31 protein-coding genes are annotated in these 26,880 nt (G+C 62.1%); 24 read left to right on the top strand and 7 right to left on the bottom strand.

Translation table 11 applies throughout. The features are described from left to right. Positions 1-38: 38 nt before the first annotated feature. From ABCW43_RS17125 to ABCW43_RS17095, 7 genes are all read left to right on the top strand, one after another. Complete coding sequence (locus ABCW43_RS17125; protein ID WP_345926557.1) at positions 39-902, top strand: p-hydroxycinnamoyl CoA hydratase/lyase; 864 nt, start codon at positions 39-41, stop codon at positions 900-902. 12 nt (positions 903-914) lie between these two features. Further along, a complete protein-coding gene (locus tag ABCW43_RS17120) occupies positions 915-3,056 on the top strand; it encodes an acetate--CoA ligase family protein (protein ID WP_345926555.1) in 2,142 nt (713 codons plus the stop codon). 180 nt (positions 3,057-3,236) lie between these two features. Further along, positions 3,237-4,679: an NAD-dependent succinate-semialdehyde dehydrogenase gene (locus tag ABCW43_RS17115; RefSeq protein ID WP_345926553.1), complete on the top strand. Its 1,443-nt coding sequence runs from the start codon at positions 3,237-3,239 to the stop codon at positions 4,677-4,679. Between the two features lie 26 nt (positions 4,680-4,705). Further along, positions 4,706-5,548 (top strand): p-hydroxycinnamoyl CoA hydratase/lyase, encoded by an 843-nt coding sequence (locus ABCW43_RS17110; protein ID WP_345926551.1) that lies wholly within the window; start codon positions 4,706-4,708, stop codon positions 5,546-5,548. Between the two features lie 99 nt (positions 5,549-5,647). Next, positions 5,648-6,817, top strand: a complete 1,170-nt coding sequence (locus ABCW43_RS17105) for an acyl-CoA dehydrogenase family protein (protein ID WP_345926549.1) — start codon at positions 5,648-5,650, stop codon at positions 6,815-6,817. 10 nt (positions 6,818-6,827) lie between these two features. Next, positions 6,828-8,030, top strand: a complete 1,203-nt coding sequence (locus ABCW43_RS17100; RefSeq protein WP_345926547.1) for an acyl-CoA dehydrogenase family protein — start codon at positions 6,828-6,830, stop codon at positions 8,028-8,030. A 67-nt stretch (positions 8,031-8,097) separates the two neighbouring features. Next, positions 8,098-8,256, top strand: coding sequence for a YqaE/Pmp3 family membrane protein (locus ABCW43_RS17095; protein WP_046605997.1), 159 nt, complete (start codon positions 8,098-8,100; stop codon positions 8,254-8,256). A gap of 49 nt (positions 8,257-8,305) precedes the next feature. Here ABCW43_RS17095 and ABCW43_RS17090 read toward each other — a convergent pair whose 3' ends face one another. Both ABCW43_RS17090 and ABCW43_RS17085 read right to left on the bottom strand, forming a co-directional pair. Next, a complete protein-coding gene (locus ABCW43_RS17090) occupies positions 8,306-8,542 on the bottom strand; it encodes a hypothetical protein (protein ID WP_007771449.1) in 237 nt (78 codons plus the stop codon). Positions 8,543-8,656: 114 nt separating this feature from the next. Beyond that, positions 8,657-9,055 (bottom strand): GFA family protein, encoded by a 399-nt coding sequence (locus ABCW43_RS17085; RefSeq protein WP_345926540.1) that lies wholly within the window; start codon positions 9,053-9,055, stop codon positions 8,657-8,659. A gap of 209 nt (positions 9,056-9,264) precedes the next feature. Between ABCW43_RS17085 and ABCW43_RS17080 the strand changes: the two genes are divergently transcribed. From ABCW43_RS17080 to ABCW43_RS17070, 3 genes are all read left to right on the top strand, one after another. Continuing rightward, positions 9,265-10,050: a DUF1194 domain-containing protein gene (locus ABCW43_RS17080; protein WP_345926538.1), complete on the top strand. Its 786-nt coding sequence runs from the start codon at positions 9,265-9,267 to the stop codon at positions 10,048-10,050. An 88-nt stretch (positions 10,051-10,138) separates the two neighbouring features. Beyond that, a complete protein-coding gene (locus tag ABCW43_RS17075; protein WP_345926536.1) occupies positions 10,139-11,020 on the top strand; it encodes a TIGR02587 family membrane protein in 882 nt (293 codons plus the stop codon). 13 nt (positions 11,021-11,033) lie between these two features. Next, entirely contained in the window at positions 11,034-11,444 is a 411-nt protein-coding gene (locus tag ABCW43_RS17070) for a TIGR02588 family protein (protein ID WP_345926534.1), read from the top strand. Between the two features lie 32 nt (positions 11,445-11,476). Here the strand turns inward: ABCW43_RS17070 and ABCW43_RS17065 are convergent, their stop codons facing one another. Together ABCW43_RS17065 and ABCW43_RS17060 are read right to left on the bottom strand one after the other, a co-directional pair. Beyond that, positions 11,477-12,184 (bottom strand): phosphatase PAP2 family protein, encoded by a 708-nt coding sequence (locus ABCW43_RS17065; RefSeq protein WP_345926532.1) that lies wholly within the window; start codon positions 12,182-12,184, stop codon positions 11,477-11,479. Positions 12,185-12,203: 19 nt separating this feature from the next. Continuing rightward, positions 12,204-13,031, bottom strand: a complete 828-nt coding sequence (locus tag ABCW43_RS17060; RefSeq protein WP_345926530.1) for a DUF1206 domain-containing protein — start codon at positions 13,029-13,031, stop codon at positions 12,204-12,206. A 291-nt stretch (positions 13,032-13,322) separates the two neighbouring features. On the opposite strand from ABCW43_RS17060, the gene ABCW43_RS17055 reads away from it, so the two are divergent. Both ABCW43_RS17055 and ABCW43_RS17050 read left to right on the top strand, forming a co-directional pair. Continuing rightward, positions 13,323-13,856, top strand: coding sequence for a DUF992 domain-containing protein (locus ABCW43_RS17055; RefSeq protein WP_046627168.1), 534 nt, complete (start codon positions 13,323-13,325; stop codon positions 13,854-13,856). Positions 13,857-14,048: 192 nt separating this feature from the next. After that, the gene (locus ABCW43_RS17050; RefSeq protein ID WP_345926526.1) at positions 14,049-14,954 is read left to right on the top strand and encodes a S1C family serine protease; all 906 of its coding nucleotides are present in this window, start codon (positions 14,049-14,051) and stop codon (positions 14,952-14,954) included. 49 nt (positions 14,955-15,003) lie between these two features. On the opposite strand, the gene ABCW43_RS17045 is transcribed toward ABCW43_RS17050, so the two are convergent. Continuing rightward, positions 15,004-16,260, bottom strand: coding sequence for a glycerate kinase type-2 family protein (locus ABCW43_RS17045; protein ID WP_345926523.1), 1,257 nt, complete (start codon positions 16,258-16,260; stop codon positions 15,004-15,006). A gap of 150 nt (positions 16,261-16,410) precedes the next feature. Between ABCW43_RS17045 and ABCW43_RS17040 the strand changes: the two genes are divergently transcribed. Together ABCW43_RS17040 and ABCW43_RS17035 are read left to right on the top strand one after the other, a co-directional pair. Continuing rightward, entirely contained in the window at positions 16,411-16,743 is a 333-nt protein-coding gene (locus ABCW43_RS17040) for a hypothetical protein (protein ID WP_345926521.1), read from the top strand. Between the two features lie 98 nt (positions 16,744-16,841). Then, positions 16,842-17,264, top strand: a complete 423-nt coding sequence (locus tag ABCW43_RS17035; RefSeq protein WP_345926519.1) for a hypothetical protein — start codon at positions 16,842-16,844, stop codon at positions 17,262-17,264. Here the strand turns inward: ABCW43_RS17035 and pcaQ are convergent. Then, entirely contained in the window at positions 17,248-18,174 is a 927-nt protein-coding gene (gene pcaQ / locus ABCW43_RS17030; RefSeq protein ID WP_345926518.1) for a pca operon transcription factor PcaQ, read from the bottom strand. The genes ABCW43_RS17035 and pcaQ overlap by 17 nt on opposite strands. Positions 18,175-18,267: 93 nt before the next feature. Between pcaQ and pcaD the strand changes: the two genes are divergently transcribed. The 9 genes from pcaD to ABCW43_RS16985 all read left to right on the top strand — a co-directional run bounded on the left by pcaD (position 18,268) and on the right by ABCW43_RS16985 (position 25,480). Then, complete coding sequence (gene pcaD, locus ABCW43_RS17025) at positions 18,268-19,062, top strand: 3-oxoadipate enol-lactonase (RefSeq protein ID WP_345926516.1); 795 nt, start codon at positions 18,268-18,270, stop codon at positions 19,060-19,062. 2 nt (positions 19,063-19,064) lie between these two features. Further along, a complete protein-coding gene (gene pcaC, locus ABCW43_RS17020) occupies positions 19,065-19,481 on the top strand; it encodes a 4-carboxymuconolactone decarboxylase (RefSeq protein WP_345926514.1) in 417 nt (138 codons plus the stop codon). Beyond that, entirely contained in the window at positions 19,478-20,218 is a 741-nt protein-coding gene (gene pcaH, locus ABCW43_RS17015; protein WP_024163715.1) for a protocatechuate 3,4-dioxygenase subunit beta, read from the top strand. The genes pcaC and pcaH overlap by 4 nt, the downstream gene beginning before the upstream one ends. A gap of 1 nt (position 20,219) precedes the next feature. Beyond that, positions 20,220-20,837: a protocatechuate 3,4-dioxygenase subunit alpha gene (pcaG, locus tag ABCW43_RS17010; RefSeq protein WP_345926511.1), complete on the top strand. Its 618-nt coding sequence runs from the start codon at positions 20,220-20,222 to the stop codon at positions 20,835-20,837. A gap of 33 nt (positions 20,838-20,870) precedes the next feature. Next, the gene (locus ABCW43_RS17005; RefSeq protein ID WP_345926509.1) at positions 20,871-21,938 is read left to right on the top strand and encodes a 3-carboxy-cis,cis-muconate cycloisomerase; all 1,068 of its coding nucleotides are present in this window, start codon (positions 20,871-20,873) and stop codon (positions 21,936-21,938) included. Positions 21,939-22,013: 75 nt separating this feature from the next. Next, positions 22,014-22,268 (top strand): type II toxin-antitoxin system Phd/YefM family antitoxin, encoded by a 255-nt coding sequence (locus ABCW43_RS17000; protein WP_345926507.1) that lies wholly within the window; start codon positions 22,014-22,016, stop codon positions 22,266-22,268. Further along, positions 22,269-22,691, top strand: a complete 423-nt coding sequence (locus tag ABCW43_RS16995; protein WP_345926505.1) for a type II toxin-antitoxin system VapC family toxin — start codon at positions 22,269-22,271, stop codon at positions 22,689-22,691. Between the two features lie 342 nt (positions 22,692-23,033). Continuing rightward, positions 23,034-24,845: a HAMP domain-containing methyl-accepting chemotaxis protein gene (locus tag ABCW43_RS16990; protein WP_345926503.1), complete on the top strand. Its 1,812-nt coding sequence runs from the start codon at positions 23,034-23,036 to the stop codon at positions 24,843-24,845. 128 nt (positions 24,846-24,973) lie between these two features. Further along, on the top strand, positions 24,974-25,480 hold the full coding sequence (locus ABCW43_RS16985; RefSeq protein ID WP_345926501.1) for a TIGR02444 family protein: 507 nt from the start codon (positions 24,974-24,976) through the stop codon (positions 25,478-25,480). Positions 25,481-25,502: 22 nt separating this feature from the next. On the opposite strand, the gene ABCW43_RS16980 is transcribed toward ABCW43_RS16985, so the two are convergent. After that, positions 25,503-26,087: a UbiX family flavin prenyltransferase gene (locus ABCW43_RS16980; protein WP_345926499.1), complete on the bottom strand. Its 585-nt coding sequence runs from the start codon at positions 26,085-26,087 to the stop codon at positions 25,503-25,505. A gap of 286 nt (positions 26,088-26,373) precedes the next feature. On the opposite strand from ABCW43_RS16980, the gene ABCW43_RS16975 reads away from it, so the two are divergent. After that, on the top strand, positions 26,374-26,865 hold the full coding sequence (locus ABCW43_RS16975; RefSeq protein WP_345926497.1) for a (2Fe-2S)-binding protein: 492 nt from the start codon (positions 26,374-26,376) through the stop codon (positions 26,863-26,865). The last annotated feature ends 15 nt before the right edge of the window (positions 26,866-26,880 follow it).

The following is a 26,880-nucleotide window of genomic DNA, read 5'->3' as shown; positions in this document are numbered from 1 at the left end:
GGTCCCTGATATCCATTTTCCCAGTAGGGAGAATTGCTATGGAAAACCAGACCGAATCGGCTGCCCCCAGCCAGAACAATGGCAAGTGGGGCGAATATGTTACCGTGGATTTCGACGAGGGCATCGCCTGGGTGACGCTCAATCGTCCGAAGCAGCGCAACGCCATCAACCCCGGCATCGTCTGGGAAATGAACGCGATCATGGACGCGCTGGAAGAAGACGACCGCTGCAAGGTGATGGTCGTCACCGGCGCCGGCGAATCCTTCTCTGCCGGCATGGATTTGAAGGAATATTTCCGCGCCACCGACAAGGTGCCGCCGATCCAGCGCGAACGACTGTTCCGGGCGAACGCCGCATGGCAGTGGCGCCGGATGATGTATTTCCCGAAACCGACCATCTCCATGGTCAACGGCTGGTGTTTTGGCGGGGCCTTCCAGTTCCTGGTCGGCTGCGACCTGGCCATCGCCTCGGAAGACGCCATCTTCGGCCTTTCTGAAATCAACTGGGGCATCATCCCGGCGGGTATCGTCACCAAATCGGTGCTGGAGACGATGAGCTTCCGCGACGCGATGTATTACATCATGACCGGGGAAACCTTCACCGGGCAGCAGGCTGCCGACATGAAGCTGGTCAACAAGGCCGTTTCGCCGGACGAGCTGAAGGCCGAGACCCGCAAGCTCGCCATGACGCTGATCGGCAAGAACCCCTTCGTGCTGCGCCAGGCCAAGACCGCCTGCCGCTTCACCCGCGACCTCACCTGGGAACAAGCCGGCGAATACCTGATGGCGAAGTCCGACCAGACGGAACTCCGCGACCCGGAAAACGGCCGTAATACCGGCATGAGTCAGTTCCTGGACGAGAAATCCTTCCGCCCGGGCCTCGGTGCCTACCGTCGCGACTAAGAAGTGGCTCCCATGGCTGATTCGATGACCACCGCTCCCAAGACGCTCGATCCGGCCAAGCCGTTCGATCTTGACCGTCTGCTGCGCCCACGATCCATCGCGATCGTGGGCGCGTCGCCGGACCCCGCTTCGATCGGTGGCGGCGTGCTCGCCAATCTCGAACTCTTCAAATATGCCGGCGACCTGCATCTCGTCAGCCGTTCGCGCGACGAGATCAATGGCCGCCCCTGCGTGAAGACCATCGGCGACCTGCCCAAGGGCGTCGACGTGGTGATCCTCATCGTGCCTCAGGTGGCGATCAAGGACTCGGTTCTTGCCTGCGTCGAGCGCGAAGTCGCGGGCGTCGTCGTCTACTCGTCCGGCTTTGCCGAAGCCGGCGAAGACGGTCGCAGACAGCAGGACGAACTTGCCGAGATCTGCCGCAAGGCGGGCATGGCCATGCTCGGCCCCAACTGCATGGGCTATACCAATTATGTCGACGGCATTCCGCTAACCTTCGAGCCGGTCGATCTGCGCGGTGTCGGCGAGCGCGCCCGCGTCGCGATCGTAGCCCAGAGTGGTGCGACGGCCGCCAACATCCGCTTCGCCATGCATTCCCGCGAAATTGCGGTCTCCTATGTCATCGCCACCGGTAACGAAGCGGTGCTCGCGGCTGAAGACCTGATCGCCTGGCTGATCGAGGATAAGGACAACGCGGTTGTCGCGGTCTATGTCGAACAGGTCAAGAACCCCCAAAAGTTTCTCGCCGTCGCACGGCGCGCCCGCGAACTCGGCAAGCCGATCGTCATGCTGCATCCGGGCTCGAGCGAGCGCGGCAAGCAGGCGGCGCAGTCGCATACCGGCGCGCTCGCCGGCGACCATGCGCTGATGCAAACGGCCGTGCGTAACGAGGCCGTCGCGCTGGTCGAGACGACCGACGAACTGTTCGACGTCACCACGATCCTGGCGCGCTATCCGTCGCCGCCACCGGGCGAGGCGGGCATCGTCACCAATTCCGGCGCCATCCGTGGCCTCTGCTTCGATTTCTGCGAACGCGTCGGCCTGCCGATTGCGACGCTGTCGGAAGAGGTACATGCTGAGCTCGCCACGCAGGTGCCGCCTTACGTCCATGTCGACAACCCGTTCGACATCGGCACCACGGGTTTTTCCAATCCCGGCATCTTCGGCACCTCTACGGCTTCCATGCTGAAGGACCCGAGCGTCGGTATCGTCTTCCTGTCGCATGCCGGCGGTTCGCCGCCGATGCAGATCAAGAAGTCGGACGCGATCATTCCGGTCGCTGCGACCGCCGAGAAGCCCGTGATCCTCAACATCATCGGCGACGATTATCCGCTGGATCCGACCTTCATGAAGGCGGTACGCGACAGCGGTATCCCGTTCTTCCGCTCCCCGGAACGCGCATTGCGCGCCATGGCGGTGGTTATGAACTATGCCGCCGCGCTTGCTGCCACTCGGGATCGGGCGCCGGAAGGCGAACGGATGAAGCAGGTACCAGCCTCCGGCCTTGTCGTCGAATACGAAGGCAAGCGGGTTCTTTCCGAACTCGGCATCCAGATCCCCAAGGGCGCTTTGGCGAAATCCGCCGATGAAGCGGTAAAGATCGCTGCCGAGATCGGTTATCCGGTGGTGATGAAGGCGCAGGCGGCCGAACTGGCTCACAAGAGCGATGTCGGCGGCGTGATCGTCAACATCGCCGACGAGGCGGCGCTGCGCGCCGCTCATGAGAAGATGTATGCCAGCATCGCCACGCACAAGCCGGGCCTGAAACTCGATGGCGTGCTGATCGAAGGCATGGCTCGCCCAGGCCTCGAAATGGTGGTGGGCGCCAAGCGCGATCCGCAATGGGGTCCGATCGTGCTCGTCGGTCTCGGTGGCGTCTGGATCGAGGCGCTGGCGGACGCCCGCCTGCTGCCGGCCGATATCAGCCGCGAGCGGGCAATCACCGAAATCCACAAGCTGAAGGCATCGAAGCTGCTTGGGGCCTTCCGTGGCCAGCCGGCACGCGATGCCGAAGCGATTGCAGACGTGGTCGTGAAGCTCGGCGGGCTCATGCGCTCGACGCCCGAGATCATCGAAGTCGATATCAACCCGCTCGTTGTCTATGGCGAGGGGGACGGGGTTCTGGCTCTCGACGCGCTATTCGTGGTGCGATGAATACCTGAAGGAGGCCCTCTCACCCGGCCTCCGCTTTGCTCGGCCACCTTCTCCCCGCTGGGGAGAGGAAGAACTGAGACGCCGCGGCATACCTCTTCTCCCCAGCGGGGAGAAGGTGCCGGCAAGCGGATGAGGGGGCCTCCACTATTTTGTCAGTCTATCACGAGGGAGGAAACCGTGATGCAGATCCAATCCTATGGTGAACTGAAGCTCTTTGTGGATGGCGAGTGGCTCGGCGCAGAAGGCCGTGTGACGGAAGACGTCATCAATCCGGCGACCGGCGAGCCGATCGGCGCCCTGCCGCATGCGGCCCCAGAAGACCTCGAGCGGGCCGTGGCGGCCGCCACCCGTGAATTCAAGGCGTGGAAGGCGACGACCGCCTATGACCGCGCCAAGATCATTCGCAAGGCTGCCGATATTCTGCGCGAACGGGCGAACGAGATCGGCCGGCGCATGGTGCTCGATCAGGGCAAGCCGCTCGGCGAGGCGATCCCGGAAGTCCATATCTCGGCGGACATTCTCGATTGGACTGCCGACGAGGGCCGCCGCACCTATGGCCGCATCGTACCTTCGCGTGTGCCCGGGGCCCGCTGGATGGTCACGCGGGAACCGGTCGGCCCCGTCGCCGGCTTCACGCCCTGGAATTTCCCCGGCGTCATCCCGGCCCGCAAGATCTCGGCCGCACTCGCGACCGGCTGCACCATGGTCATCAAGCCCTCGGAAGAGACGCCTTCGACCGTGCTCGAAATCGCCCGCGCGCTGCAGGATGCAGGTCTGCCGAACGGCGTATTGAACGTAGTCCACGGCAAGCCGGCGGACGTCTCCGAACACCTGATCGCCTCGGACGGCATCCGCAAGGTCACCTTCACCGGCTCGACCGCCGTCGGCCAGCATCTGGCCGTTCTCGCCGCGAAGGCCGGCGTCAAGCGTGCCACGATGGAACTCGGCGGCCATGCGCCCGTGCTGATCTTCGAAGATGCCGATATCGATCACGCGATCCGCGTCATGGTCCATGCGAAATATCGCAATGCCGGCCAGGTCTGCATTTCGCCGACCCGGTTCTACGTGCATGACAGCGTCCATGACAAGTTCGTCGATGGTTTTGCCAAGGCGGCTTCGGCCCTGAAAGTCGGCGATGGCCTCGATCCGTCGAGCCAGATGGGACCGCTCGCCAACAGCCGCCGCGTGCCCTCCATGGAACGCATGGTGGCGGATGCCGTGCAGCGCGGCGCCACGGTCAAGGCCGGCGGCGAGCGCGGCAGCAATCGCGGCTATTTCTTCCAGCCGACGGTTCTCGCCGACGTGCCGCAGGACGCGATCATCATGAATGAAGAGCCCTTCGGCCCGGTGGCGGTCACCGCCCGTTTCACCTCCTTCGACGAGGTGATCGAACAGGCGAACAGGCTGCCCTACGGCCTTGCATCCTATGCCTTCACCCGCTCGAGCCAGACCGCCGCGATGGTCAGTGATGCGATCGAGGCCGGCATGGTCGGCATCAACAACAATTTCATCTCGATGGCCGAAACGCCGTTCGGTGGCGTCAAGCAGAGCGGTTACGGCTCCGAAGGCGGCACCGAGGGCATGGACGCCTATCTCGTCACCAAAATGACCAGCCTGTCATAAGGCGCTGGGACCTTTAGGAGAATACGATGACCATTGAATCAAGCGATCTGGGCGGAGAGAACGTCAAGGTCGAATTCGAGGACGGCATTGCCTGGGTGAAACTGAACCGCCCCGACAAGCGCAACGCCATGAGCGTCGGCCTTGCCGAAGACATGATCCGGGTGCTCGACGCGCTTGAAATCGACGACCGCGCCGGCGTGATCATCCTCACCGGCGAAGGCGAAGCCTTTTCCGCCGGCATGGACCTCAAGGACTTCTTCCGCGCCACCGACGGCGGCTCCGACATCCAGCGCATGCGCGCCTACCGCTCCACCCGCGCCTGGCAATGGCGCCTGCTGATGCACTACGCAAAGCCGACCATCGCCATGGTCAACGGCTGGTGCTTCGGTGGTGCCTTCACGCCGCTGATATGCTGCGACCTTGCGATCGCCTCCGAAGACGCCGTGTTCGGCCTCTCGGAAATCAACTGGGGCGTCATCCCAGGCGGCGTCGTCTCCAAGGCGATCTCCACGCTGATGAACGATCGCAAGGCGATGTATTATGTCATGACCGGCGAAAAGTTCGGCGGCAAGATGGCCGAGCAGCTCGGCTTGGTGAACGAGGCAGTGCCGGCCGACAAGCTTCGCGAACGCACTGTCGAAATTGCCCGCGTGCTGCTCGAAAAGAACCCGACCGTGCTGCGCCAGGCCCGCATGGCATACAAATACGTGCGCGAGATGACCTGGGAGGAATCGGCCGAATACCTCACCGCCAAGGCCGACCAGACCACGTTTGTCGATCCGGAAAAGGGCCGTGAAAAGGGGCTGTCGCAGTTCCTGGATACGAAGACCTATCGTCCGGGGCATGGGGCTTACAAGCGGGAGGATTGAGCGGGCCTTTTGCTTCCAGATGAGACGGCACGCCATTCTTAATCCTCCCCACAAGGGGAGGGGCTCCACGCACCGCCGAGTTAATCGCGAGACCCAGTCATGGACCTGAACTATTCGGATGAGCAGCTCCTTTTGAAGGAGAGTGCCGAGCGGTTCCTGAAGGAGCGTTACAACTTCGAGAAGCGCGGCAAGATCATCGGCTCGGAGACTGGTCTTGATGCAGGCATCTGGGTCGAGATGGCAGATCTCGGATGGCTCGCATTGCCATTTGCCGAAGAGAATGGTGGGCTTGGCGGCGGTCAGGTGGAAATCTCGCTGATCATGGAGGCGATCGGCCGCGTGCTGATGGTCGAGCCCTATCTCGCGTCTGTCATCCTCGCTGGCGGCATGGTCGAGAAGCTTGGCTCCGAAGAACAGAGGGCGAAAATCCTCGGCGGCTTGATGGCTGGAACGTCGCGTCCTGCGCTCGCCCATGCGGAACGCCAGATGGGCTTCGACCTCGGCAATATTGCCACAACCGCGACGAAGAACGGTGGTGAATTCCTCATCTTGGGTGAGAAGATGCTGGTGCCTGGAGGACCGTTTGCGGATGTCTTCCTCGTCTCGGCCAGAGTGGAGGGAGCGCTCAAGCTGTTTGCCGTACCCGCTGACGCTTCCGGCATGATCCGCACCGAAGTGAAACTGGTCGATGGCAGCCGCGCCAGCGATCTTGTCCTCGACAACGTCTCCGTACCCGCTTCGGCGCTGCTCGGTGCCGCGGCCGATACGCTCGCCGAAATCGAAGCGGCCTATGACCGCGCCAACGCGGCGCTCGCCTCGGAAGCGGTCGGCATCATGGATGCGCTGATGGACGCAACAGTCGCCCATACCAAGGAGCGCGTGCAGTTCGGCAAGCCGCTCGCCGCCTTCCAGGCGCTTCAGCACCGGATGGCCGAGATGGCGGTGAAATGCCAGGAAGCGCGGGCCTCGGCGCTGCTCGCCACGCTGTCTGTCGATGCGCCGCGCGCGATGCGCGTTCGCGGCGTTTCCGGTGCCCGCGCCAAGATCGGCAAGGTCTCCCGTGTCGTCGCCCAAGAAGCGATCCAGCTCCACGGCGCCATGGGCTTTTCGGAAGAGATGCCGATCGGCGCCTGGTTCCGCCGGCTTTATGCGATCGAAAACTCACTTGGCACCACCGCAGACCACTTGAAGCGCTACGGCGAGATCATCCGTGACCCCGTAATGCTCTCCGGAAGCCTGCTGCGCGCACCTGCCCATTGGTCCGCCTGAGGAGACGTTCATGGATCTGTTGATGACGGAAGAAGAGGTCCGTTTCCGCGACGAGGTGCGGACTTTTCTGGACGGCCATCTGGACGAGGGCCTGAAGCGCGCCGAACGGCTGAACCCGAGCTTCCTCGCAGACCCCGCGATCGGTCTGAAGTGGCAGGCAAAACTCAACGACAAGGGCTGGGTGGCACCCTCCTGGCCGAAGCCATATGGTGGCACCGGCTGGACGCTCGCAGAGCGTTACATTTTCGACCAGGAATGCGAACGTGCCGGCGAACCGCATTTCCGCGGCGCCTCGATTAAGATGATCGCTCCGGTCATCATGCGCTACGGGAACGAGGCGCAGAAGAATTTCTACCTGCCGCGTATCCTGAGTGGTCAAGACCTTTGGGCGCAAGGTTACTCCGAACCGGGCTCCGGTTCCGACCTTGCGTCGTTGAAGACCAAGGCCGTGCTCAAGGGTGACCACTACATCGTCAACGGCTCGAAGATCTGGTCGACGCTGGCGCATCATGCGACCCGCATGTTCGCGCTCGTGCGCACCGCCGATACGGCTAAGAAGCAGGAAGGCATCACCTTCATACTGATCGACCTCAAATCGCCGGGCGTCACCATCCGGCCGATCCGCTCGATCTGCGGCACGCATGAGTTCAACCAGGTCTTCTTCGACGACGTGAAAGTCCCGGTCTCCGATCGCATCGGCGAAGAGGGGGAGGGCTGGGACATCGCCAAATACCTGCTCGAATTCGAGAGGGGCGGGGCTTTTGCCGGCGGTGTGCTGCGCGCCATGCTGACGCGGCTGCAGCGGCTCGCCTCCGAGCCGCTGCCCGACGGCCGGAAGATGCTCGACGACCCGCTGTTCATGGCCCGCTTTGCGGAAATTGCCACGGATGTAGACGCCAACGACATGCTGGAGCTTGCGGCCATGTCAAAAGTTCAGGCAGGTGGCAATCCGGGCTCGGTACCCTCCTCGACGATGAAGATCGAGCGCAGCCGCATCCGCCAGTCGATCGCCGAACTCGCCGCGTCGATCCTTGGCCCTGATGCCCTGCGCTGGGAAGAACATCGACCGCTGCACGAACTGCCGGAAGAGGCGGAAATCGACGAGGAGCGCAAGGTCGCCTCTGCCGTCTATTTCAACTCCCGCTCACAGAGCATTTTCGGCGGCAGCAACGAGATTCAACTGGAGATCATCGCAAAGACCCTGCTGAGATGAGCATCTTCTGAAACCATATCCCATCCAGCGCGTTACGGCCCGAACCTATCAAACCGGAGAACGCCCGTTGGATATCATCCGCATTCTGCTCGCTTTCATCCTGCCGCCGCTCGGCGTCTTCCTGCAGGTCGGGCTCGGCCTGCATTTCTGGCTGAACATTCTGCTGACCCTGTGCGGCTGGCTGCCGGGCATCGTGCACGCGCTGTGGGTTATCCTCAAGAAATAGCCGGATCGATACCTGCATCGCGTGTGAATGGGACGGAGGCTCGGAGCCCTCAGGCGGCGATGTCGGCGATTTCGCCCGACTGCCAGAGGATGCGCGGATCGGACATGTCGCCGCTTTCCATATCGACCTGAACCGAATAGGCCGCGACCCCCACGAAACGGTCGGCCATGGCGCGAGCGATCTTCTCGGCGGAAGCGGCATTCGAGGCCACGCGCATCTCGCCAGGCGTCACGTTGCCCCGGACTTTCTTGAACGGCAGCACGATGAATTTTTCTGACCTGGACATGGCGTTTCCTCTTTGTGCCACTCTGTCGATATGCGCGCTGCGAAGTCAACAGCGGCCATCAGAAATCGCCCTGTCCAAAGTCGATACCAGTTTGCGTCCCCGGCCCGGAAGTAGCTATTGCTTATGGCCCTGATATTGCGGCAGGCCGTCGGTGATTTCGTACCAGGGCGCCTTCGAGCCGACGAAGATGTGGTGCGTCGGCCGGATAGTCGGGGCATCGACCAGCGTGCCCATCGTCACATGCACCCAGGCCGCCTCGCGTACGAGCGAATAGAGAAGCGAACCGCAGTCCTTGCAATGACCGTTATGATTCTCGGCATCTCCGAATATCAGCAAACCGTCTTCACCTTTCACCACGGCAAACTTCTGCCGCTCGATGCCGGCGAAGGGCTTGAAAGCGGAGCCGGTGGTGCGGCGGCAATTGGAGCAATGGCAATTGGCGGCGTAAACGAAGGCGTCCTCCACCTCGTAGGCGACCGCGCCGCAATAACATTTGCCTGTTAACCTCGTCATGCCGCCGATCTCGTCCAGATACCAGTTGATAGGTGGAACTCCAGACCACGGCCGAAGCAGCAGCGTTCCCATCGCAGATTACGTCGGGCGGCTGCGCAAAAAAAAGTCCCATCACCGAAAGTTGAAGGTCTGCTCGCGGAGGAGAGTCGCCCTCGGTCCCCTCTGTGTTACAGTTTTAAGAAATCGATAACGCAGTGATTGGATTGCCAATGCTTACAACACTCGCGATGCTCATGAGCCTTTCCGCCACTGCCACCACCCCGATGGTCGCGCAACAAAGGGGAGGTGAAGTCGATGTAGAACTGGTCCTCGCGGTCGATACATCCCGCTCCATGGATTACGAGGAGGTCCGCGTCCAGCGCGAGGGTTATGTCGAGGCGCTCAAGCACAAGGAATTCATCGACGCAGTGAAGACCGGGCTGACGGGTCGCATCGCCATCAGCTATTTCGAATGGGCGGGTGACGTGGTGCCGGATTCGATCATCGATTGGACCGTCATCGAAAACGAGCAGGACGCGTTCAATTTTGCCGCCAAGCTCGAAGCCCGGCCGATCAATACGCAGCGCCGTACGTCGATTTCGGCCGCGATCGCCCAGGGAGCGACGATGATCGTCGCCAACTCCTATCGTGGCATGCGGCAGGTGATCGATGTTTCCGGCGACGGCCCGAACAATTCCGGCAACCCCGTCGTACCGGCCCGCAACAAGGCCATGGAGGCGGGCATCATCATCAACGGCCTGGCGATCATGCTGCGACCCTCGGGCGCGGCCGGTGGGCTCGACAAATATTACGGCGACTGCGTCATCGGCGGCCCTGGCTCCTTCGTGCTGCCGGTTCAAAAAATCGAGGATTTTGCCGTCGCCGTGCGCCGCAAGCTGGTGCTCGAGATCAGCGGGCTCGTGCCGCCAGCAACCGTGCAGAAGGTGGCGGGCAACCAGCCTTCCAGCGACTGCCTTGTCGGCGAGAAACAATGGCAGGATCTGTTCGATCGGTAATGCCTTGTCCAGCCTCCTCGCCAGGGTGGAACATTTCATCCGATTTGCGAGTTTCTTTCCGCTTTTCGTAAAAGGGGAGGAGCTGGCGTTGAACGGTGTCAGGGCGGAACGGGGCGATGGCGCAGGCGAAAGCCTAAGTTTCCTGATCGGTCTCGGACGTGGCGCTGCCGGCGCCATGCTGTTCGGCATCCCGATGCTGATGACAATGGAGCTCTGGCAGCTCGGTTTCTACATCGAACGCTGGCGCCTGTTCCTGCTGCTGATCGCTAACATTCCGCTTCTCATCTTGCTCGCCCACCGGATCGGTTTCGAGCGTACCTCGACCGTAGCGGAAGCCTGTCGCGACGCGACCATCGCCTATGGCCTAGGCATCGTCATAAGCGCGGCGGTCCTCATCATGCTCGGGGATATCAAGCCCCATATGCCGCTCTCCGAAATACTCGGCAAGATCGCGATACAGTCCGTGCCGGCAAGCATCGGTGCGCTGCTCGGCCGCTCCCAGCTCGGCGGACAGGCCGGGAAGGATGAACACGAGGAGGATGAAGAGGAAGGCGGCGCGGTGCCAGACGAAATTTCCACCAGCTACAGCCGCGAACTTTTCCTGATGGCGGTCGGTGCACTTTTCCTCAATCTCAACGTCGCACCGACAGAGGAGATCATCCTGATCGCCTACAAGATGACGCCCTGGCATGCGCTCGGCACCATCTGCGTGTCGATCGCCATCATGCACGGGTTTGTCTATGCAGTCGCCTTCAAGGGCACCCATGAGATTTCGGAGGAGACGCCGCGGTGGCACGCCTTCTTCCGCTTCACCCTGCCAGGCTACATGGTCGCCATGCTGATCAGCCTCTACGTGCTGTGGACCTTCGGCCGGCTCGACGACACGGCGCCGCCGCAGATGCTGATGTCGGCCATCGTCTTGAGTTTCCCTGGCGCAATCGGGGCCGCCGCCGCCCGCCTCATCCTGTAGCGAGTGAATTCCCATGACGACGACAGCCAACAAACGCCACAGAGAAGTCAAGGAGCCGCACTGGATCGAATGGGCGACCGGCATGATTTCGGCGCTCGTTGTTGTCGCCACGATCGCCTTGGTCGCCTATGAGGCCTGGACGTACGCCGATATGCAGCCGGAATTCTCGATCGCCATCACCGAGAGGCGCCAGACCGAAGGCGGCTACCGTATCGCCTTCGATATCGCCAACAAGGCGACGGCGACGGCTGCTGCCGTTACCGTACGTGGCGAGATCCTGGATGGCAGCAAGATAGTCGAAGACGCCGACGTCACCTTCGACTATGTGCCGGCGGAATCCAAATCCTCCGGCGCCATCCTGTTTTCTCAGGATCCGGGCGTTCGGGAGATCCGGGTCCGGGCGGTCGGATTTATCGAGCCGTGAGGGATGCGGAAATCACCCCGCAAGTTGCCGGATTACTCCGGCGCGACGGAGATGTAGCGTCTCGCGATCATCCAGCACGCCAGTGCCCAGGTCGCGCCGGCACACCAGCCGCCAAGGACGTCGGTCGGGTAGTGGACGCCTAGATAGACCCGGCTGAAACCGATGATGAATGTCAGGAAGATCGCGGCACCGATCAGGAAGATTCGCGTCGAACGATAGGGCTGGGCGCGCGACAACAGCGCTCCGAGCGTCAGGTAGGTGACGGCCGACAGCATTGCATGGCCGCTCGGAAAACTGAGGTCGCTGACTTCGACAAGATGCGGCACGATGTCCGGCCTCGGTCGTGCCACGCCGAGCTTCAGCAGCGAACTCAAAAGCCAGCCGCCGGCGATCGACAGGAACATGAAGAGCGCGATCGCCTTTTGCCGCGACAGCAGGAGGAAGGCGGTTCCCATTATGGTCATCAGGGTCAGCACGGTGACCCCGCCGAGCGCCGTGATGTCTCCCATCGCATGATTGAGCCAATAGGGGCCGAGCGGCGTCGCAAGATCTGTCGCATTGCGCAGGGCCAGAAGGATCTTTTCGTCGAAGGCATGGGTCTCGCCCTCCAAAACCTCGTCGGTCAACCGGAAGAAGACGAAAAGCCCGCCTGCCAGAAAGGCGACCATCATCAAGCCGATTGGCTCGAAAGTCATGACCCTTTCGACCACTCTGCGTGTCACGCGCTGATGGAATGCCATCCAAACTCCTTGTTCAATTTCAGTTCACGACCGACCGCATCGCGCGAAGCGGCTGACCCATCGAAGGCGGCTGCACGATCCTGTACCAGGCCTCGATCAATCCGTAGAGACCGAAGGCGAAAAGTCCGATCGCCGCCAATCCGTAGAGGATCGCCCCGAAGGGAAGCCGGCGCACCCACGCGAGTGCATCGGCCAACCCGCCGGCCTGGTTCGGATCCACAGTGAAGGCGGCGTAGACGAAGAACCCGCCGATAATGAGGAATATAATGCCGCGCGCCAGCAGGCCGTAGGTGCAGATGCCGTTGAGGACGGTCCGCTGTTCGAAACCGCTTTCGAAATAGCGAAGATACCCCTGTTTTATGCCCTTGGCCGCCTGGGCGCAGCCGGCACCGATGATTGCAAGGCCGACGCCTGCAACGAGATAGCGCCCGAACGGCTGCTGCATCAGCCAGGCGGTCCAGCTTTCGCGGCCGCCGGACGATCCTGCGCCGAAGCCGAGATGCAGGGCCTGCCCGACCGCATAGAAAGCGAGACCGGTATAGGTCGCGGCGCTGACGAGAAGACCCGCCCTGACCAGATACCCTCTCGCATTGTTCTGATGTCGGTCGGTGTTGAGGATCGATTGCGCCACTCGCCAGAGGATGAAGCCGATCAGGCCGATGCCGATCACGCCGAGCCAGATTTGCCCAAAAGGCTGTCCCAATACGATCTGCAGCGCAGATTCTGAATCCGGCTCCCCGCCGCCGAGGGTCGAGAGCGATGCCATGCCGGCGATCAGGACGTATACGATCCCCCTGGCTGCGTACCCGGACCTCGCCAGCCATTCCAGTTTCCTGTCCTTGTCCATCCCGATCTCCTCGAAAGATCCAGAAACGTGCCTGGATGGTCGCGGTTCCGGAAGGTTTGTCGAGGCCGCGGTTTCTCTTTCCGACCGCAAGCCCGACCACCCCTATCCAATTCCGCGAAACGCTGACGTAGGGGCGGCGGAACAGAGCCAACTCACGCTTGGAACAATTCGGTGATAATTCGTGTGCAACGGACGTGGGATCATTCTTCCGCCACACGCGTTTCCCAACGCTACGAAACCCGCCCGCATGAGTCTCAACAAGGGCGGCTGAATAATTAAAGGAGTACAGGGATGAAGAAGATTGTTGCCGTGGCGCTCGCCGCTTTACCGGTCGTGACCAGCGCCGGAGCCGCCTTTTCCGCCGACGTGATCGCCCGCCGGGATCGTGTCCCGGTTTATGAAGAACAGGACCAGCGTGGTGGGGTTCGCATCGGATACCTCGATTGCTCGATCGGCGGTGGCGTCGGTTACGTGCTCGGTTCCGCCAAGGAAGCCGACTGCGTCTTTACGACGGCGATCGGCAGCGAGCCGCTCGACCGTTACACCGGCGTCGTGCGCAAGATGGGCGTCGATCTCGGCTTCACCACCCGCTCGCGACTGATCTGGGCGGTCTTCGCGCCGACCGCCGGTTACCACCATGGTTCGCTCGGCGGCCTCTACCAGGGGGCAACCGCGGAGGCCACCGTTGGTGCCGGCATCGGCGCCAACATCCTCGTCGGCGGTACCGCCGGCTCGATCCACCTGCAGACGGTGAGCGTCACCGGCCAGCTCGGCCTGAATGTCGCCGCAACCGGCACGTCCGTCACGCTGACGCCAGCGGGCTGAGCATCATTCCATGCTTCCCCCTTCCCGGGACACGGGGAGGGGCCTAAATATGAGGTAGACACTTTGTGGGCATGAGCTCTCTGGCCTCTTGCTCCACGCCGTTCACATTCATACCTTATAGAGGTTATGATACGCCTCTTGCAGACCCTTGCGGGGTTCCGGACCGCGTATTGCCTCATCAGGATTTGCGTCATGGATATCGCGAAAAGTTTACGGTCGGTCGTGGCCGTGCGTGCTTCAATTCCGGACAACGCCTTTACGGCCAATACCCTCGGCACCCGCCGGGAGGGAAGCGGCGTGGTGATCCGCGAAAACGGGTTGGTTCTGACGATCGGTTACCTGATCACTGAAGCAGAAGACGTCTGGCTGACACGCCAGGACGGCCGTGTCGTGCCGGCTCATGCGCTTGCCTATGATCAGGAAAGCGGCTTCGGCCTCGTGCAGGCCATGGCGCCGCTCGATCTGCCGGCGCTTCAGATCGGCGATTCCGCAACCGCGACGCTTGGCGATCCAATCATCTTCGCCGATGGCGAGGGAGAATATGTGCGCGGCAATATCGTCGCCAAGCAGGAATTTGCCGGATATTGGGAATATCTGCTGGATGAGGCTATCTTCATCGCGCCCGCCCATCCCTCATGGGGCGGGGCGGCGCTGATCGATACGGAAGGCAAGCTGCTTGGGGTCGGATCGCTGCGCCTGCAGATGAGCCGAGGCGGCGAGATCGCCGACATCAACATGGTCGTGCCGGTCAACCTTCTGAAGCCTATCCTCGACGATCTCCTCAATCGGGGCGAGTTTAATCGCCCACCGCGCCCCTGGCTCGGCGCCATGTCGGCCGAAAGCAATGGCGAAGTGGTGGTCATGAGCGTTACCGAAAACGGCCCGGCGGCAAAGGCCGGCCTCAAGCGCGGCGACGTTATTTCGGAGATACGCGACGGCGAAGTCGACGGGCTCGCGGACTTCTATCGCAAGATCTGGGACAGTGGCCCTCCCGGTGCTGAAATTCCGATGCGCATCCTGCGCGACGGGCGGGAGGCCTGGCTTCGGGTGAAGTCCGCCGATCGGAACGATTTTCTGAGGAAGCCGCAGCTGCAGTAAGCGCCGAGGGTGTTTAAGAGCGAGGAACAAAGGCCGCTTCTGGCCTTTGTTACCGCACCAGGATCGCCCGGAAATCATTGACGTTGGTTCCGGTCGGGCCTGTCTCGAACACGTCGCCAATCGCGGAAAACCCGGAAAAGCTGTCGTTCCCGTCGAGCAGTTTGCGGCCGTCCGACCCGCTGGCCCGCAGGCGTCTCGCCGTCGTGCCGTCCGCGAAAACCCCGGCATTGGTCTCGGAGCCGTCGATGCCGTCCGTATCGGCAGCGAGTGCGGTGATCTCGTGGCCGTCGATCGCCAGCGCCAGAGCGAGCGCGAATTCGCCGTTGCGGCCGCCCTTGCCGCCTTTTGCCCGTAACGTCACCGTGGTCTCTCCGCCGGACAGCAAAACCGCCGGCTTTGCGAACGGCCGGTCGCGGAGCGACACCTCGCGCGCAAGGGCTGCATGCACCAGAGCCACGTCGCGGGCTTCACCTTCGATGGAGTCGGAGAGGATATAAGGCGTAACGCCATGGGCGCGGGCGACTTCGGCGGCCGCTTCCAGCGATACGCCGGCCGACGCGATGACGAAATGCTGGTGCCGGGCAAAGACCGGATCCTCCGGCTTCAGTGCGTCGGCAGCCGGCGAGTTCAGATGCGCGATCATCGCGGCCGGCAGTTTCAGCTTGTATTGCTCGACGATGGCGAGCGCATCGTGGCGCGTCGAGGCATCCGGAATGGTTGGGCCGGAGGCGACGAAGGCTGGGTTGTCGCCAGGGATATCCGAGACGATCAGGCTGACGACACGCGCCCTGGTCGCAGCCGCAAGCCGGCCGCCCTTGATGGCGGACAGATGTTTGCGAACCACGTTCATCGCCGAGATCGGCGCGCCCGAGGCAAGCAGCATCTCGTTCAATGCGATCTCGTCCTCCAGCGTCAGGCCTTCCGGCGGGGCGGGCAACAGGGCCGACCCGCCGCCGCAGACCAGCGCGATGACGAGGTCGTTTTCGGACAGGCCGGAAATCGTCTCGACCAGCCGTTTTGCGCCGGCGAGACCTGCTGCATCGGGCACCGGATGCGAGGCCTCCAGGATTTCGATCGACTTCGTTTCGCAGCCATAACCGTAACGGGTCACGACCACGCCGGTGAGCGGTCCGGCCCACACGCTCTCGAGCGCAGCGGCCATCTGGGCCGCGCCCTTGCCCGCGCCGATGACCACGGTACGGCCGTTCGCCGGCGGGGCGGGGAGGTGTTTCACGATACCGGTCAGCGGATCGGCGGCCTTCACGGCTGCGGCAAACAACGCCTCAAGCAGTTCCCGGTCGGTCATCGCGTCGTCCTCTTCTCCTCAAGCGAGCCCTTTCGATCACGGCGGGCAACAGCCGTCAACCGGGCTTGATCGCGCCTGGACCTTTAACGCGGAACAAAGCGAGCCAGTGTCTGTTGTCCCACGGGCTCACCAAAATGAAGGAACGAAAATATGGGTGAACATCTCAAAGAAGCCGGTTACCCAGGCCAGATCGACATCGGCGGCGACAGGTCTCCCGTAACTTACAAACTGAAAGCCAGCAAGGAAGATGACGGCGCCTTCCATGTGGCGGTGAGCCTCAGCGCCTCGCGCGACTGGCTGCTGAAGCACGGGTTTCGCAAGGAGGCCACGCTGGTACGCCAGGGTGGCGCCGAAATGCCGGTGCATTTCGAGGAGACACTCAATGTCGCCGACAATATCTCGGTCACGCTGCGGGCCGACGACGCCGTGATCGGCTCGATGGACGAGCTGCGCCGCACGTTCCCGGAGCTGCGGCCGACATAGAATCGCCCGTCTCCGTTTGCGCGGAAGAGCCGCAGCGTATAATCGCTGGCCCGGCCGTTCGTTCGGCTGAGCATTTTGGCGGTTGAGGCGACGAGATTTTGGAGACAGTTGAACAGACGGCGCGATCCTGCGGCACCTGCACGCTCTGCTGCCGGCTACCGGAAATCGCGGCGCTGGACAAGCCGCCGGACGCATGGTGCCGGCACTGTTCGGAAGGGAAGGGTTGCGCAATCTATGCCGACCGACCTCAGCTCTGTCGCGATTTCCTCTGTGGGTGGATGAGGGATCCCGACGTCTCCGAGGCGTGGAAGCCGCTGACGTCGAAAATGCTGGTTTATGATCAGGGGCCGCAGCTGACGGTCCTGGTCGATCCCGACCATCCGACGACCTGGCAACAGGAGCCGTATTCTACCGATCTCAAGGATTGGGCCCAGGCCGCCGAGGCGCGCGGTCACTACGTCATCCTGTTCTGCGGCGACGAGGTAGTGAAGATCGAGCCGGGCGTCACCGCGCCGGCATGATTTCCGCGGCCGCCTGGCGGATGGTCTGCATCAGGATCGACAGCGGTGTGGAGGGATTTGCATCGGCGCGGATGGTGAGGCCGACCGGGCCGCGGGTCTCGCTGGTGTCGATCGGCAGCGTCGCCAGAATGCCGTCCTCGATGTCGGCCGCGACCACGCCCGTCGAGATGATCCAGATCGCGTCGCTCGACCGTACGAATGCGCGCCCGAAGGCATCCGAGACGGTTTCCACCTGGGTCGGCAGACTGGCGACGCCGTTGGCGATCAGGAACTGTTCGACCGAAGGACGGATGATCGAGCCACGCGTCGGCATCAGCACCGGGTAGTCGGCAAAACCTTCGAAAATCGATCGCTTGCCGTCGAGCAGGGGGTGGCCGGCGCGGACGGTGAACACGACCTGTTCCGAGTAGAGATGTTCGAAAGACAGGCCGGTCATCTTTTCGGGCAACGCCAGACGTCCCACCACGAGGTCGAGCTCGCCAACCCGAAGCTGCTCCATCAAAACGGCGTTATCTCCCGTCACGATCTTGATGCGGCTGCCGGTCTTTTCGGCGAGGAAGAGCGTCATGGCGCGCGGCATAATGCGGGTGGAAACGGTCGGAAGCGCGCCGATTCGGACCGGCGGTGCGGAATCGAACAATTCCTGCGAGACGGAATCCACGCCCTGCCGGAGCGCCGTCAGCGCCGCGCCGGCATGGCGCAGGAACACCTCGCCATAGCGGGTGATGCGGATGCCGCGGCCGTCGCGCTCGAACATGGCGACACCCAGCGCCTCTTCGAGCTCGCGTATGGTCTTGGTGACGGCCGGCTGGCTGACATGCAGGATTTCGGCTGCCTTGACCACGCTTTTTTGGCGCGCGACCTCGACGAATGTATGCAGATGCCGAAACTTGACTCGGGAATTGATCAAGATCAAATAACCCTGTGGTTAGGGGATCATGCTGAAATATCATTTTACCTAACCGGAAACTAGTGCAATCTATCAAAGTGAGAGGAGGCGCTGATGCAGTTTGTACACATCAACGACATTGTGATCCATTACGACATCCAGCGCGCAGGTGACGACAAGCCCGTCATCGTGTTCATCAACTCGCTCGGAACCGACAGCCGCATCTGGCATCACGAACTGCCGAAGCTTGCCGGGGACTATACGATCCTCACCTATGACAAGCGCGGCCACGGGCTTTCCGGCCTTGGCAATCCGCCCTATTCGATCGCCGACCATGCGGCCGACCTCGCCGGTCTGCTCGACCACCTGCAGCTGAGCCAGGTCATTGTCTGCGGCCTCTCGGTCGGCGGGCTGATCGCGCAAAGCCTTTATGCCACCCGTCCCGACCTTGTGAAGACGCTGATCTTTTCCAACACCGCCCACAAGATCGGCACGGCCGAGTCTTGGGCGGCGCGCATCACCGCGGTGGAGACGAACGGCATCGGCAGCATTCTCGACGCGATCATGGAACGTTGGTTCACCGCGCCCTTTCGCAAACCGGAAAATGCAGCCTACCAGGCCTATTGCAACATGCTCGTGCGTCAGCCGACCTTCGGCTACAGCGGTACCTGCGCTGCGATCCGCGACGCGGATTTCACCGAGGCTGCGAAAAAGATCGCCGTGCCGGCGCTCTGCGTCGTCGGGCGCGAGGATGGCTCGACACCGCCCGAACTCGTCAAGTCATTCGCCGATCTGATCCCCGGCGCGCGCTACGAAATCATCGAGGGTGCCGCGCATATCCCTTGCGTCGAGGCGCCCGCTGCCCATGCCGCGCTGATCCGCGGCTTCATCGAACAACTCGAGGAATAGACATGGCCGAAAATTCCGCGCCATCGGAACGTTACGCCCAAGGCATGAAGACCCGCCGCTCGGTGCTGGGCGATGCCCATGTTGACCGCGCCCAGGCGAACCAGACGCCGTTCGACGGGCCGTTCCAGGAAATGATCACCGAAGGCGCCTGGGGCACGGTCTGGTCGCGCCCGAACTGGTCGAAGCGCGAACGCTCGATGGTGACGATCGCGCTTCTGGCCGCACTCGGGCATCACGACGAGGTCGCCATGCATATCCGCGCCACCGCCAACACGGGTGCGACAAAGGACGATATCCGCGAAGCCTTGATGCATGTTGCGATCTACGCCGGCGTCCCGGCCGCCAACCATGCCTTCAAGATCGCCAAAGCCACTTATGCCGAAATGGACGCGGACAAGGCCGCGGGAGAGCAAAAATGAAGAACACACCCCCAGAAACGACACCCTTCTTCGCCCGTGACCGGGAATGGCATCCGCCGGCATTCACGCCGGGCTACAAGACCTCGGTGCTGCGCTCGCCCCAGCGCGCCCTGATTTCGCTCGAAGGCACCAAGAGCGAGATCACCGGCCCGGTCTTCGGCCATAACATCCTCGGCGAGTTCGACAACGACCTGATCGTCAACTATGCCAAGCCCGGTGAAATGGCGCTCGGCGAACGCATCCTCGTTTACGGCCGGGTCATCGACGAGCGCGGCCGTGGCGTCCCCGGCGCGCTGGTGGAATTCTGGCAGGCCAATGCCGGCGGCCGCTACCGCCACAAGAAGGAAACCTATCTCGCTCCGCTCGATCCGAATTTCGGCGGCTTCGGCCGCACGATCACCGACGAGGACGGCGGCTACGCCTTCAAGACGATCAAGCCCGGCCCTTATCCGTGGCCGAACGGCGTCAACGACTGGCGCCCGGCGCATATTCACTTCTCGGTCTTCGGCCATGGCTTTGCCCAGCGCCTGATCACCCAGATGTATTTCGAGGGCGATCCGATGATCTGGATTTGTCCCATCGTGAAGACCATACCGGACGAGAACGCAATCAAGGGCCTGATCGCCGCGCTCGACATGCAGAACACCATCCCGCACGATATGCGGGCCTATAAATTCGATATCGTCCTGCGCGGCCGCCGCTCGACATTCTTCGAGAACCGTAAAGAGGGCAACTGAGATGGTCCAGCCGCTCACCTATTTCAAGGAATCCGCCTCGCAGACCGCGGGTCCGTATGTCCATATCGGCTGCACGCCGAATTTCTCCGGCATTACCGGTGTCTACGACACCGATCTCGGCTCCGGCTCGATGGTCAATGACCAGACGCGCGGCGAGCGCATCACCATCCGCGGCTTCATCTATGACGGCACGATGACGCCGCTCAAGGACGCGATGATCGAGATCTGGCAGGCGGATGCCGACGGCTTTTACAACAGCCCGTCGGAAACGCGAGGCAAGGCCGACCCGAACTTCTTCGGTTGGGCCCGTCAGCCGGGCGACATGGCGACCGGCGAATTCGCCTTCGAAACGATCAAGCCCGGCAAGGTGCCGTTCCGCGACGGCCGCCTGATGGCACCGCACGTCACCTTCTGGGTCGTCGCCCGCGGCATCAATCTCGGCCTCAACACCCGCATGTACTTTTCCGACGAGGAAGAGGCCAATGCGGCGGATCCGATCCTGTCGCGCATCGAGCACCGGGTTCGCGTTCCCACCCTGATCGGCGAGCGTGACGGTAATACCGTCACCTTCAACATCTATCTTCAGGGCGAAAACGAGACCATATTCTTCGATATCTAGGATCGAAGAATCAGGGTCCGCCCGGGAGTGGATATGAGCATTTCGGCTTTCGAGCATCCATTCCTCTCCGGTCTCGTCGGCGACGACGAGACCGGAGAGCTGTTTTCGGTAAAAGCCGAGATGGAGGCCATGCTTGCCTTCGAAACAGGGCTTGCCAAGGCCGAGGCGTCCTGTGGCATCATCCCTGCCGAGGCTGCGGAGCGCATTGCGGCAGCCTTGCAGACCTTTGAGCCGGACATGGCCGGGCTGCGGAACGGAACCGCGCGTGACGGCGTCGTCGTCGCCGAACTGGTCAAGCAGCTTCGCGATGCCGTCAGTCAGCAGGCGGGCGGCGAGGCTGCCAGGCACGTGCATTTCGGCGCGACCAGCCAGGATGTCATCGATACCGCGCTCATAATCCGCCTGAAGCGGGCCTGCTCCTTGTTCATCGAACGCCTCGCGGCCCTGGAAAAGGCCTTCGAAGACATCGATCGGGCATTCGGGACCCAAACGCTGATGGGCCATACGCGCATGCAGGCGGCGATTCCGATCACGGTTTCGGACCGTATCCGCGCCTGGAAAGAACCGTTGACCCGGCATCGCCAGCGGCTGGATGTTTTTTCCGAGACCGGTTTCGCCGTGCAATTCGGCGGGGCTGCCGGCAGCCTCGAAAAATTCGGCGACAAGGCCGCTGAAGTGCGCAAGGCCCTGGCCTGGGAACTGTTCCTTACCGACGCGCCGCAATGGCAGAGCCAGCGCGACCGGCTGGCCGAATTCGCGAACATCCTGGCAATGATCTCCGGCTCGCTCGGCAAACTCGGCCAGGACGTGGCGCTTCTCGCCCTGATGGGCGGCGCGATGGAACTTTCGGGCGGCGGCGGCTCCTCGGCCATGGCCCACAAGCAGAACCCGGTGGCCGCCGAGGTGCTGGTGTCGCTTGCGCGCTTCAATGCGGTGCAGCTTTCCGGCATGCAGCAATCGATGGTGCATGAACAGGAACGCTCAGGTGCGGCCTGGACACTCGAATGGCTGATCCTGCCTTCCATGGTGATGGCAACGGGTGCCGCGCTGCGGCTTGCAACGGAACTTGCCGGCAACGTCAGGTCGCTGGGAACGGGCTGACGGCATCTGCATTGAAGGACGGACAATTCTAGTATATTTTCGAAGAAAGATACTAGAATTGCTCCGGAGGTCCCGATGACCCTTTCATACATGACCAGCGCCTCCTTCAACCAGAACCCGAGCAAGGCGCGGCGGGCGGCAAACGAAAACCCGTTGGTCATCACCGATCACGGCAAGCCGACTCATGTGCTTGTCAGCTACGAGGAATTCGAGGCCAACTGGAAGAAGCAGAAGAGCCTCTACGACGCTTTGCGCGATACCCAAGGTACGGTCGATCAGGATTTCGACCCTCCGCGCCTGAGTTTCGAGGGGCGCGAGGTTGAGTTCTGAATGGCATTCCTGCTGGATACCAATGTCATTTCGTGCTCGAAGCGGCCGGAAAAGCAAGCGGCTGCCTTTCAGGCTTTCATGCGGAAGTTCCGCATAGACGACGCGTTTCTGTCAGTGATCACCATCATGGAGATTCGTTTCGGCGTCCGACTGGAGCAAAGCCGAAACCCTGTTTTCTCGACCGAACTGGAACGCTGGCTGACCGAGGATGTGCTGGTGAATTTCAGCGGCCGCATCCTTCCCTTCGATACCACGATTGCTCTTCGCACTGGCACCCTCCCCACGCCGAACAAGCGGCCGTCACCAGATGCAATGATCGCCGCGACAGCGCTGCATCACGGGCTGACCGTCGTCACCCGCAACATCTCGGATTTCGAGCTGCTCGGCGTACCCTGCCTCAATCCCTGGACCTTTCAAGGCTGAGCCGGGCAAGCTTAAACCGAATCACTCCGTAATCTCGATCGGGTTGCGGTCGGGGTCCGATATCACCGCCTCGTAGACCCCGCCGCCGCTCATGCGGGCCGGGAAAATGAGGATACCATGACGTCGCCATCTCGTCAGCGGCCTGCCGGATGCCGAGCGAGATCGCCATACGCGCGTAACCGGCGCGTTCGCGTGGCGCTTCAGTTCCGAGCGAAAGGACGTCCTTTGCGCCACCCCTGGTAGCTGCCGTTAAACATATCCTCAGTATTTTCGATAATCCTAAATTATAGCAGGCCAAGCGGATTGGCCATTACCTCGAATTTCAGCAATGGGATCCTTCCGATGACTATTAAATTCAAGCTCGTCGCCAGCGTTGTCGGCCTTGCGCTTGCACTTGCGGCCACCACGACAGTCGCATTCATCGGAATGGACACGCTGTCGGCCCGCACCCGCACGATCGTCGAGGACCGGGTCGAGCCCATGGCGCAGATCAAGACGGTCTCCGATGCCTATGCGGTCACCATCGTCGATACCGCCCATAAGACGCGCAGCGGCGCTTTCAGCTGGGAACTGGGCGAGCAAACCGTTCGCGCTGCGCTCGCCACCGCCAACCGTGAATGGGCGGCCTACTCGGCGACCTACCTGTCCGATCAGGAAAAAAGCCTTGTCCAGCGTTACCTCGGTGCACGTACCGAAACCACCAAAGCGGTCGATGAGCTTCTGGCGATCATGGGCAAACGCGATCAGGCGGCTCTCGATACCTATGTGACGAAGCGGCTCTACCCGGCGATCGAACCGCTTGCCGAACCGCTGAACGCGTTGACCAAGCTGCAGTCCGATGTCGCCCACAAGAGTTTCGAGGATGCCTTGAAGGACAAGGCCAACCTCTCCTTCTGGATGACGGTGATCGGCATCATCTCGCTGATCGTGGTTGGCTTCTCGATCCGAGTCGTGCTGTCGGGCGTCGTCGGGCCGCTGCAACGCCTGCAGGATTGCATGCGACGCCTGGCCGGCGGCGAACTGACGCTGACTATTTTCGGCATGGATCGCAAGGACGAGGTCGGCGGGATGGCAGCCGCCGTGGAGATCTTCCGTAAGGCTGCAATCGACAACAAGCGGCTGGAAGACGAGGCGACCGAAACCCGCAACCGGTCGGAAGCGGAGCGCATCGCCGCGCAGGAACAGGCCGAAGCCGACGCGTCCCAACGGCTTCGCATCGCGACATCCGGCCTTGGCGGCGGCCTGCGCCGTCTCGCTGCAGGCGATCTCTCCTTCCAGCTTGACGAGGCCTTCTCGGCGGATTTCGAAGCTCTGCGCCACGACTTCAACACCTCGATCGCCCAACTCGCCAGCACGTTGACGCAAATCGCCGGCAGCGCCAAGGCAATCGATGGCGGGACCCGGGAAATCAGCCAGTCCGCCAGCGACCTGTCACGACGCTCCGAGCAGCAGGCCTCTTCGCTCGAAGAGACGGCGGCAGCGCTCGATCAGATCACCGCGAATGTCAGTTCCGCCTCCAAGAAGGCCGATGAGACACGCAAGATCGCCGCGGAAGCCAATTCATCCGCCGCCCGTTCCGGCGAAGTTGTGGCCAATGCGGTGGAAGCGATGCGACGCATCGAGGAAAGCTCCAACCAGATCTCCAACATCATCGGGGTCATCGACGAGATTGCCTTCCAGACCAACCTCCTGGCTCTCAATGCCGGCGTCGAGGCGGCGCGGGCCGGCGAGGCAGGCAAGGGCTTTGCGGTCGTCGCGCAGGAAGTGCGGGAACTCGCTCAGCGTTCGGCCAACGCGGCGAAGGAGATCAAGTCGCTGATCCATAACTCGACCGTCGAAGTCGGCCACGGCGTGAAATATGTCCGCGACGCTGGCGAATCGCTGAAGTCGATCGAGGGCTATATCGTCACGATTAACAGCCACGTGGACGATATCGCCCGCTCGGCCCGCGAACAGTCGACCGGGCTTTCGGAGATCAATTCGGCCGTCAACCAGATGGACCAGGTGACCCAGCAGAACGCCGCAATGGTCGAGGAGACGACGGCGGCGAGCTCCGGTCTTGCCGACGAGGCCTCGAAGCTGCGGCAGATGGTCGGCCAGTTCCAGCTCGGCGCCGGCTCCTCCCAGGCCCAGCGTCGCCGCCGGGCCGCCTGATACGACGGTACGTTCAGGCTTTGGCGGCCTGAACCAGGTTCATTCAGATGCCAGGCGACGGTTTCAAGCATTTCTAGCGGCGCGGGGGCCGAACTGATAAACCGTCAGACGGCAATGGAGAGGGCTGGATGGCTGCGGGTGTTGGGCAGGAGCTTTGGGATTTCGCGGTCCGCCTTTATGGTGCACCCGGTGTCGGCGAAGCCTGTCTGGTGCTTCAGGATGAAAGTGGCGTGGATGTACCGGTGCTATTGTTTTCCGGTTGGCTCGCCAGGAATTCCGTGGCGCTTTCGCCAGCCGAGATTGCCCGCATCGACGCCCTCGTCGCCGACTGGCACAATGAGGTGGTCAAACCGCTGCGCTCCGTGCGTCGGCAGTTGAAGAGCGGGCCGTATCCCGCGCCCACGAAAGAGACGGAAATGCTGCGCAACGGCGTGAAGGCTGCCGAGCTCAATTCGGAAAAGATCGAGCTGGCGGTGCTGGAGGCCGAAGGGAAGGCACTACTGGCCACCGACGGATCAACCGGCGATGCAGCTGGCAACCTCAGAAGTGTCGTGACGTTTTTCCGTGGGGCGGAGCCGGATGAGCGGGCTGCCACCGCGCTGGCCGTGATCGAAAACGCGCTCGCTGTCCTTTAGGATCGATATCCGGAGCACCAAATCAGTGCTGGCCGGGTGAGCCAGGGCCATCCTTCCAGCGCTTGACCATTGGCAGGTGGATATCGAAGAGATCAAGCGCCCGGCCGACCGTCTGGGTCACCATCTCGTCCAGTGAATTAGGCTTCGAATAGAAAGCCGGAACAGGCGGCATGACGATTGCCCCGTTGCGGGTCGCCTGGTCCATCAGCGCGATATGGCCGGCATGCAGCGGCGTTTCGCGAAACAGGAGCACGACACGCCGGCGTTCCTTCAGGCAGACGTCGGCCGCGCGCACGATCAGCTCGTCATTGTAGCAGTTGGCGATACCGCTCAGCGTCTTCACCGAACAGGGTGCGACAAGCATGCCGGCGGTGCGGAACGAGCCGGAGGAGAGCGCCGCGCCGATATCCTTGTGATTATAGAGCACGTCGGCCAGGCTCTTGATCTCTTCCGCGCTCATGTCGATTTCGTCGATCGCGGTGCGGAAAGCTGAAGGTGAGATCACCGCATGGGTCTCGACATCCTCGACTTCCCTCAAAAGCTGCAGGGCGCGAACGCCATAGACGACACCGGAAGCTCCGGTGATGGCGATGATGATGCGGCGCATGGGACTTTCCTCACCAAGTATTGTGACGACTTACCGTCGCTTTCGCGCGGACGCAACGCTTGGGTCGCCGAATTTCTCACATATTGAGATCGGTGAGTCGCCGCTCTCCAAACCTTTCCGGATTTTCGGGCCTGCGGTTTTCCGTGGGGCGCTGTTCATAAATGAGGGCATGCCCTCCGGAACGGATGACATGCGGGGGGATGCCGCTATCATAAGCTGACATGCATGGGGCCGACGTCATATAACTCGGCCAGCCTTGAATTATGGATTTGAAGAGGAGGGACCAATGTCCCGTGTCACCATCACCGTGAATGGCACGCCGCAGACGCGCGACGTCGAAGACCGGACGCTGCTCGTGCAGTTCATCCGCGAACATCTCGGCCTCACCGGTACCCATGTGGGCTGCGACACCACCCAGTGCGGCGCCTGTACGATCCATCTCGACGGTGTAGCCGTGAAGAGTTGTACCGTGCTTGCCGTCGCCGCCGACGGTTCGAAGGTGACGACGATCGAGGGGCTGGCCGAAGGCGGCAAGCTGCATGACGTGCAGCAGGCTTTCCGCGAACATCACGGTCTGCAGTGCGGCTATTGCACGCCCGGCATGATCATGGCCTCGGTGGACATGATCCGTCGCCATGACGGCATGCTCGACGAACATACCGTCCGCCATGAACTCGAAGGCAATATCTGCCGCTGCACCGGTTACCACAACATCGTCAAGGCAGTGCTCGACGCTGCCGAAAAGCATCGCGCGGCGCATGCCGTCGCGGCCGAATAAGCGGCGAGGGCCACA

Origin of the sequence: Neorhizobium tunisiense, assembly GCF_039631515.1 — a bacterium.
In the GTDB taxonomy this organism is placed as follows: Bacteria; Pseudomonadota; Alphaproteobacteria; order Rhizobiales; family Rhizobiaceae; genus Neorhizobium.
This window is presented reverse-complemented; position numbering and strand designations above follow the sequence as displayed.

Coding starts and splice junctions, on each gene's coding strand:
- ABCW43_RS17080 (WP_345926538.1), top strand. CDS start 9,265: ATGCTTACAACACTCGCGATGCTCATGAGCCTTTCCGCCACTGCCACC.
- pcaH (WP_024163715.1), top strand. CDS start 19,478: ATGAAGAACACACCCCCAGAAACGACACCCTTCTTCGCCCGTGACCGG.
- ABCW43_RS17125 (WP_345926557.1), top strand. CDS start 39: ATGGAAAACCAGACCGAATCGGCTGCCCCCAGCCAGAACAATGGCAAG.
- ABCW43_RS17100 (WP_345926547.1), top strand. CDS start 6,828: ATGGATCTGTTGATGACGGAAGAAGAGGTCCGTTTCCGCGACGAGGTG.
- ABCW43_RS17060 (WP_345926530.1), bottom strand. CDS start 13,031: ATGGACAAGGACAGGAAACTGGAATGGCTGGCGAGGTCCGGGTACGCA.
- ABCW43_RS17055 (WP_046627168.1), top strand. CDS start 13,323: ATGAAGAAGATTGTTGCCGTGGCGCTCGCCGCTTTACCGGTCGTGACC.
- ABCW43_RS16975 (WP_345926497.1), top strand. CDS start 26,374: ATGTCCCGTGTCACCATCACCGTGAATGGCACGCCGCAGACGCGCGAC.
- pcaD (WP_345926516.1), top strand. CDS start 18,268: ATGCAGTTTGTACACATCAACGACATTGTGATCCATTACGACATCCAG.
- ABCW43_RS17065 (WP_345926532.1), bottom strand. CDS start 12,184: ATGGCATTCCATCAGCGCGTGACACGCAGAGTGGTCGAAAGGGTCATG.
- ABCW43_RS16995 (WP_345926505.1), top strand. CDS start 22,269: ATGGCATTCCTGCTGGATACCAATGTCATTTCGTGCTCGAAGCGGCCG.
- ABCW43_RS17110 (WP_345926551.1), top strand. CDS start 4,706: ATGACCATTGAATCAAGCGATCTGGGCGGAGAGAACGTCAAGGTCGAA.
- ABCW43_RS16990 (WP_345926503.1), top strand. CDS start 23,034: ATGACTATTAAATTCAAGCTCGTCGCCAGCGTTGTCGGCCTTGCGCTT.
- ABCW43_RS16985 (WP_345926501.1), top strand. CDS start 24,974: ATGGCTGCGGGTGTTGGGCAGGAGCTTTGGGATTTCGCGGTCCGCCTT.
- ABCW43_RS17070 (WP_345926534.1), top strand. CDS start 11,034: ATGACGACGACAGCCAACAAACGCCACAGAGAAGTCAAGGAGCCGCAC.
- ABCW43_RS17040 (WP_345926521.1), top strand. CDS start 16,411: ATGGGTGAACATCTCAAAGAAGCCGGTTACCCAGGCCAGATCGACATC.
- pcaG (WP_345926511.1), top strand. CDS start 20,220: ATGGTCCAGCCGCTCACCTATTTCAAGGAATCCGCCTCGCAGACCGCG.
- ABCW43_RS17000 (WP_345926507.1), top strand. CDS start 22,014: ATGACCCTTTCATACATGACCAGCGCCTCCTTCAACCAGAACCCGAGC.
- ABCW43_RS17105 (WP_345926549.1), top strand. CDS start 5,648: ATGGACCTGAACTATTCGGATGAGCAGCTCCTTTTGAAGGAGAGTGCC.
- ABCW43_RS17120 (WP_345926555.1), top strand. CDS start 915: ATGGCTGATTCGATGACCACCGCTCCCAAGACGCTCGATCCGGCCAAG.
- ABCW43_RS17045 (WP_345926523.1), bottom strand. CDS start 16,260: ATGACCGACCGGGAACTGCTTGAGGCGTTGTTTGCCGCAGCCGTGAAG.
- ABCW43_RS16980 (WP_345926499.1), bottom strand. CDS start 26,087: ATGCGCCGCATCATCATCGCCATCACCGGAGCTTCCGGTGTCGTCTAT.
- ABCW43_RS17085 (WP_345926540.1), bottom strand. CDS start 9,055: ATGACGAGGTTAACAGGCAAATGTTATTGCGGCGCGGTCGCCTACGAG.
- pcaC (WP_345926514.1), top strand. CDS start 19,065: ATGGCCGAAAATTCCGCGCCATCGGAACGTTACGCCCAAGGCATGAAG.
- ABCW43_RS17115 (WP_345926553.1), top strand. CDS start 3,237: ATGCAGATCCAATCCTATGGTGAACTGAAGCTCTTTGTGGATGGCGAG.
- ABCW43_RS17005 (WP_345926509.1), top strand. CDS start 20,871: ATGAGCATTTCGGCTTTCGAGCATCCATTCCTCTCCGGTCTCGTCGGC.
- ABCW43_RS17090 (WP_007771449.1), bottom strand. CDS start 8,542: ATGTCCAGGTCAGAAAAATTCATCGTGCTGCCGTTCAAGAAAGTCCGG.
- ABCW43_RS17050 (WP_345926526.1), top strand. CDS start 14,049: ATGGATATCGCGAAAAGTTTACGGTCGGTCGTGGCCGTGCGTGCTTCA.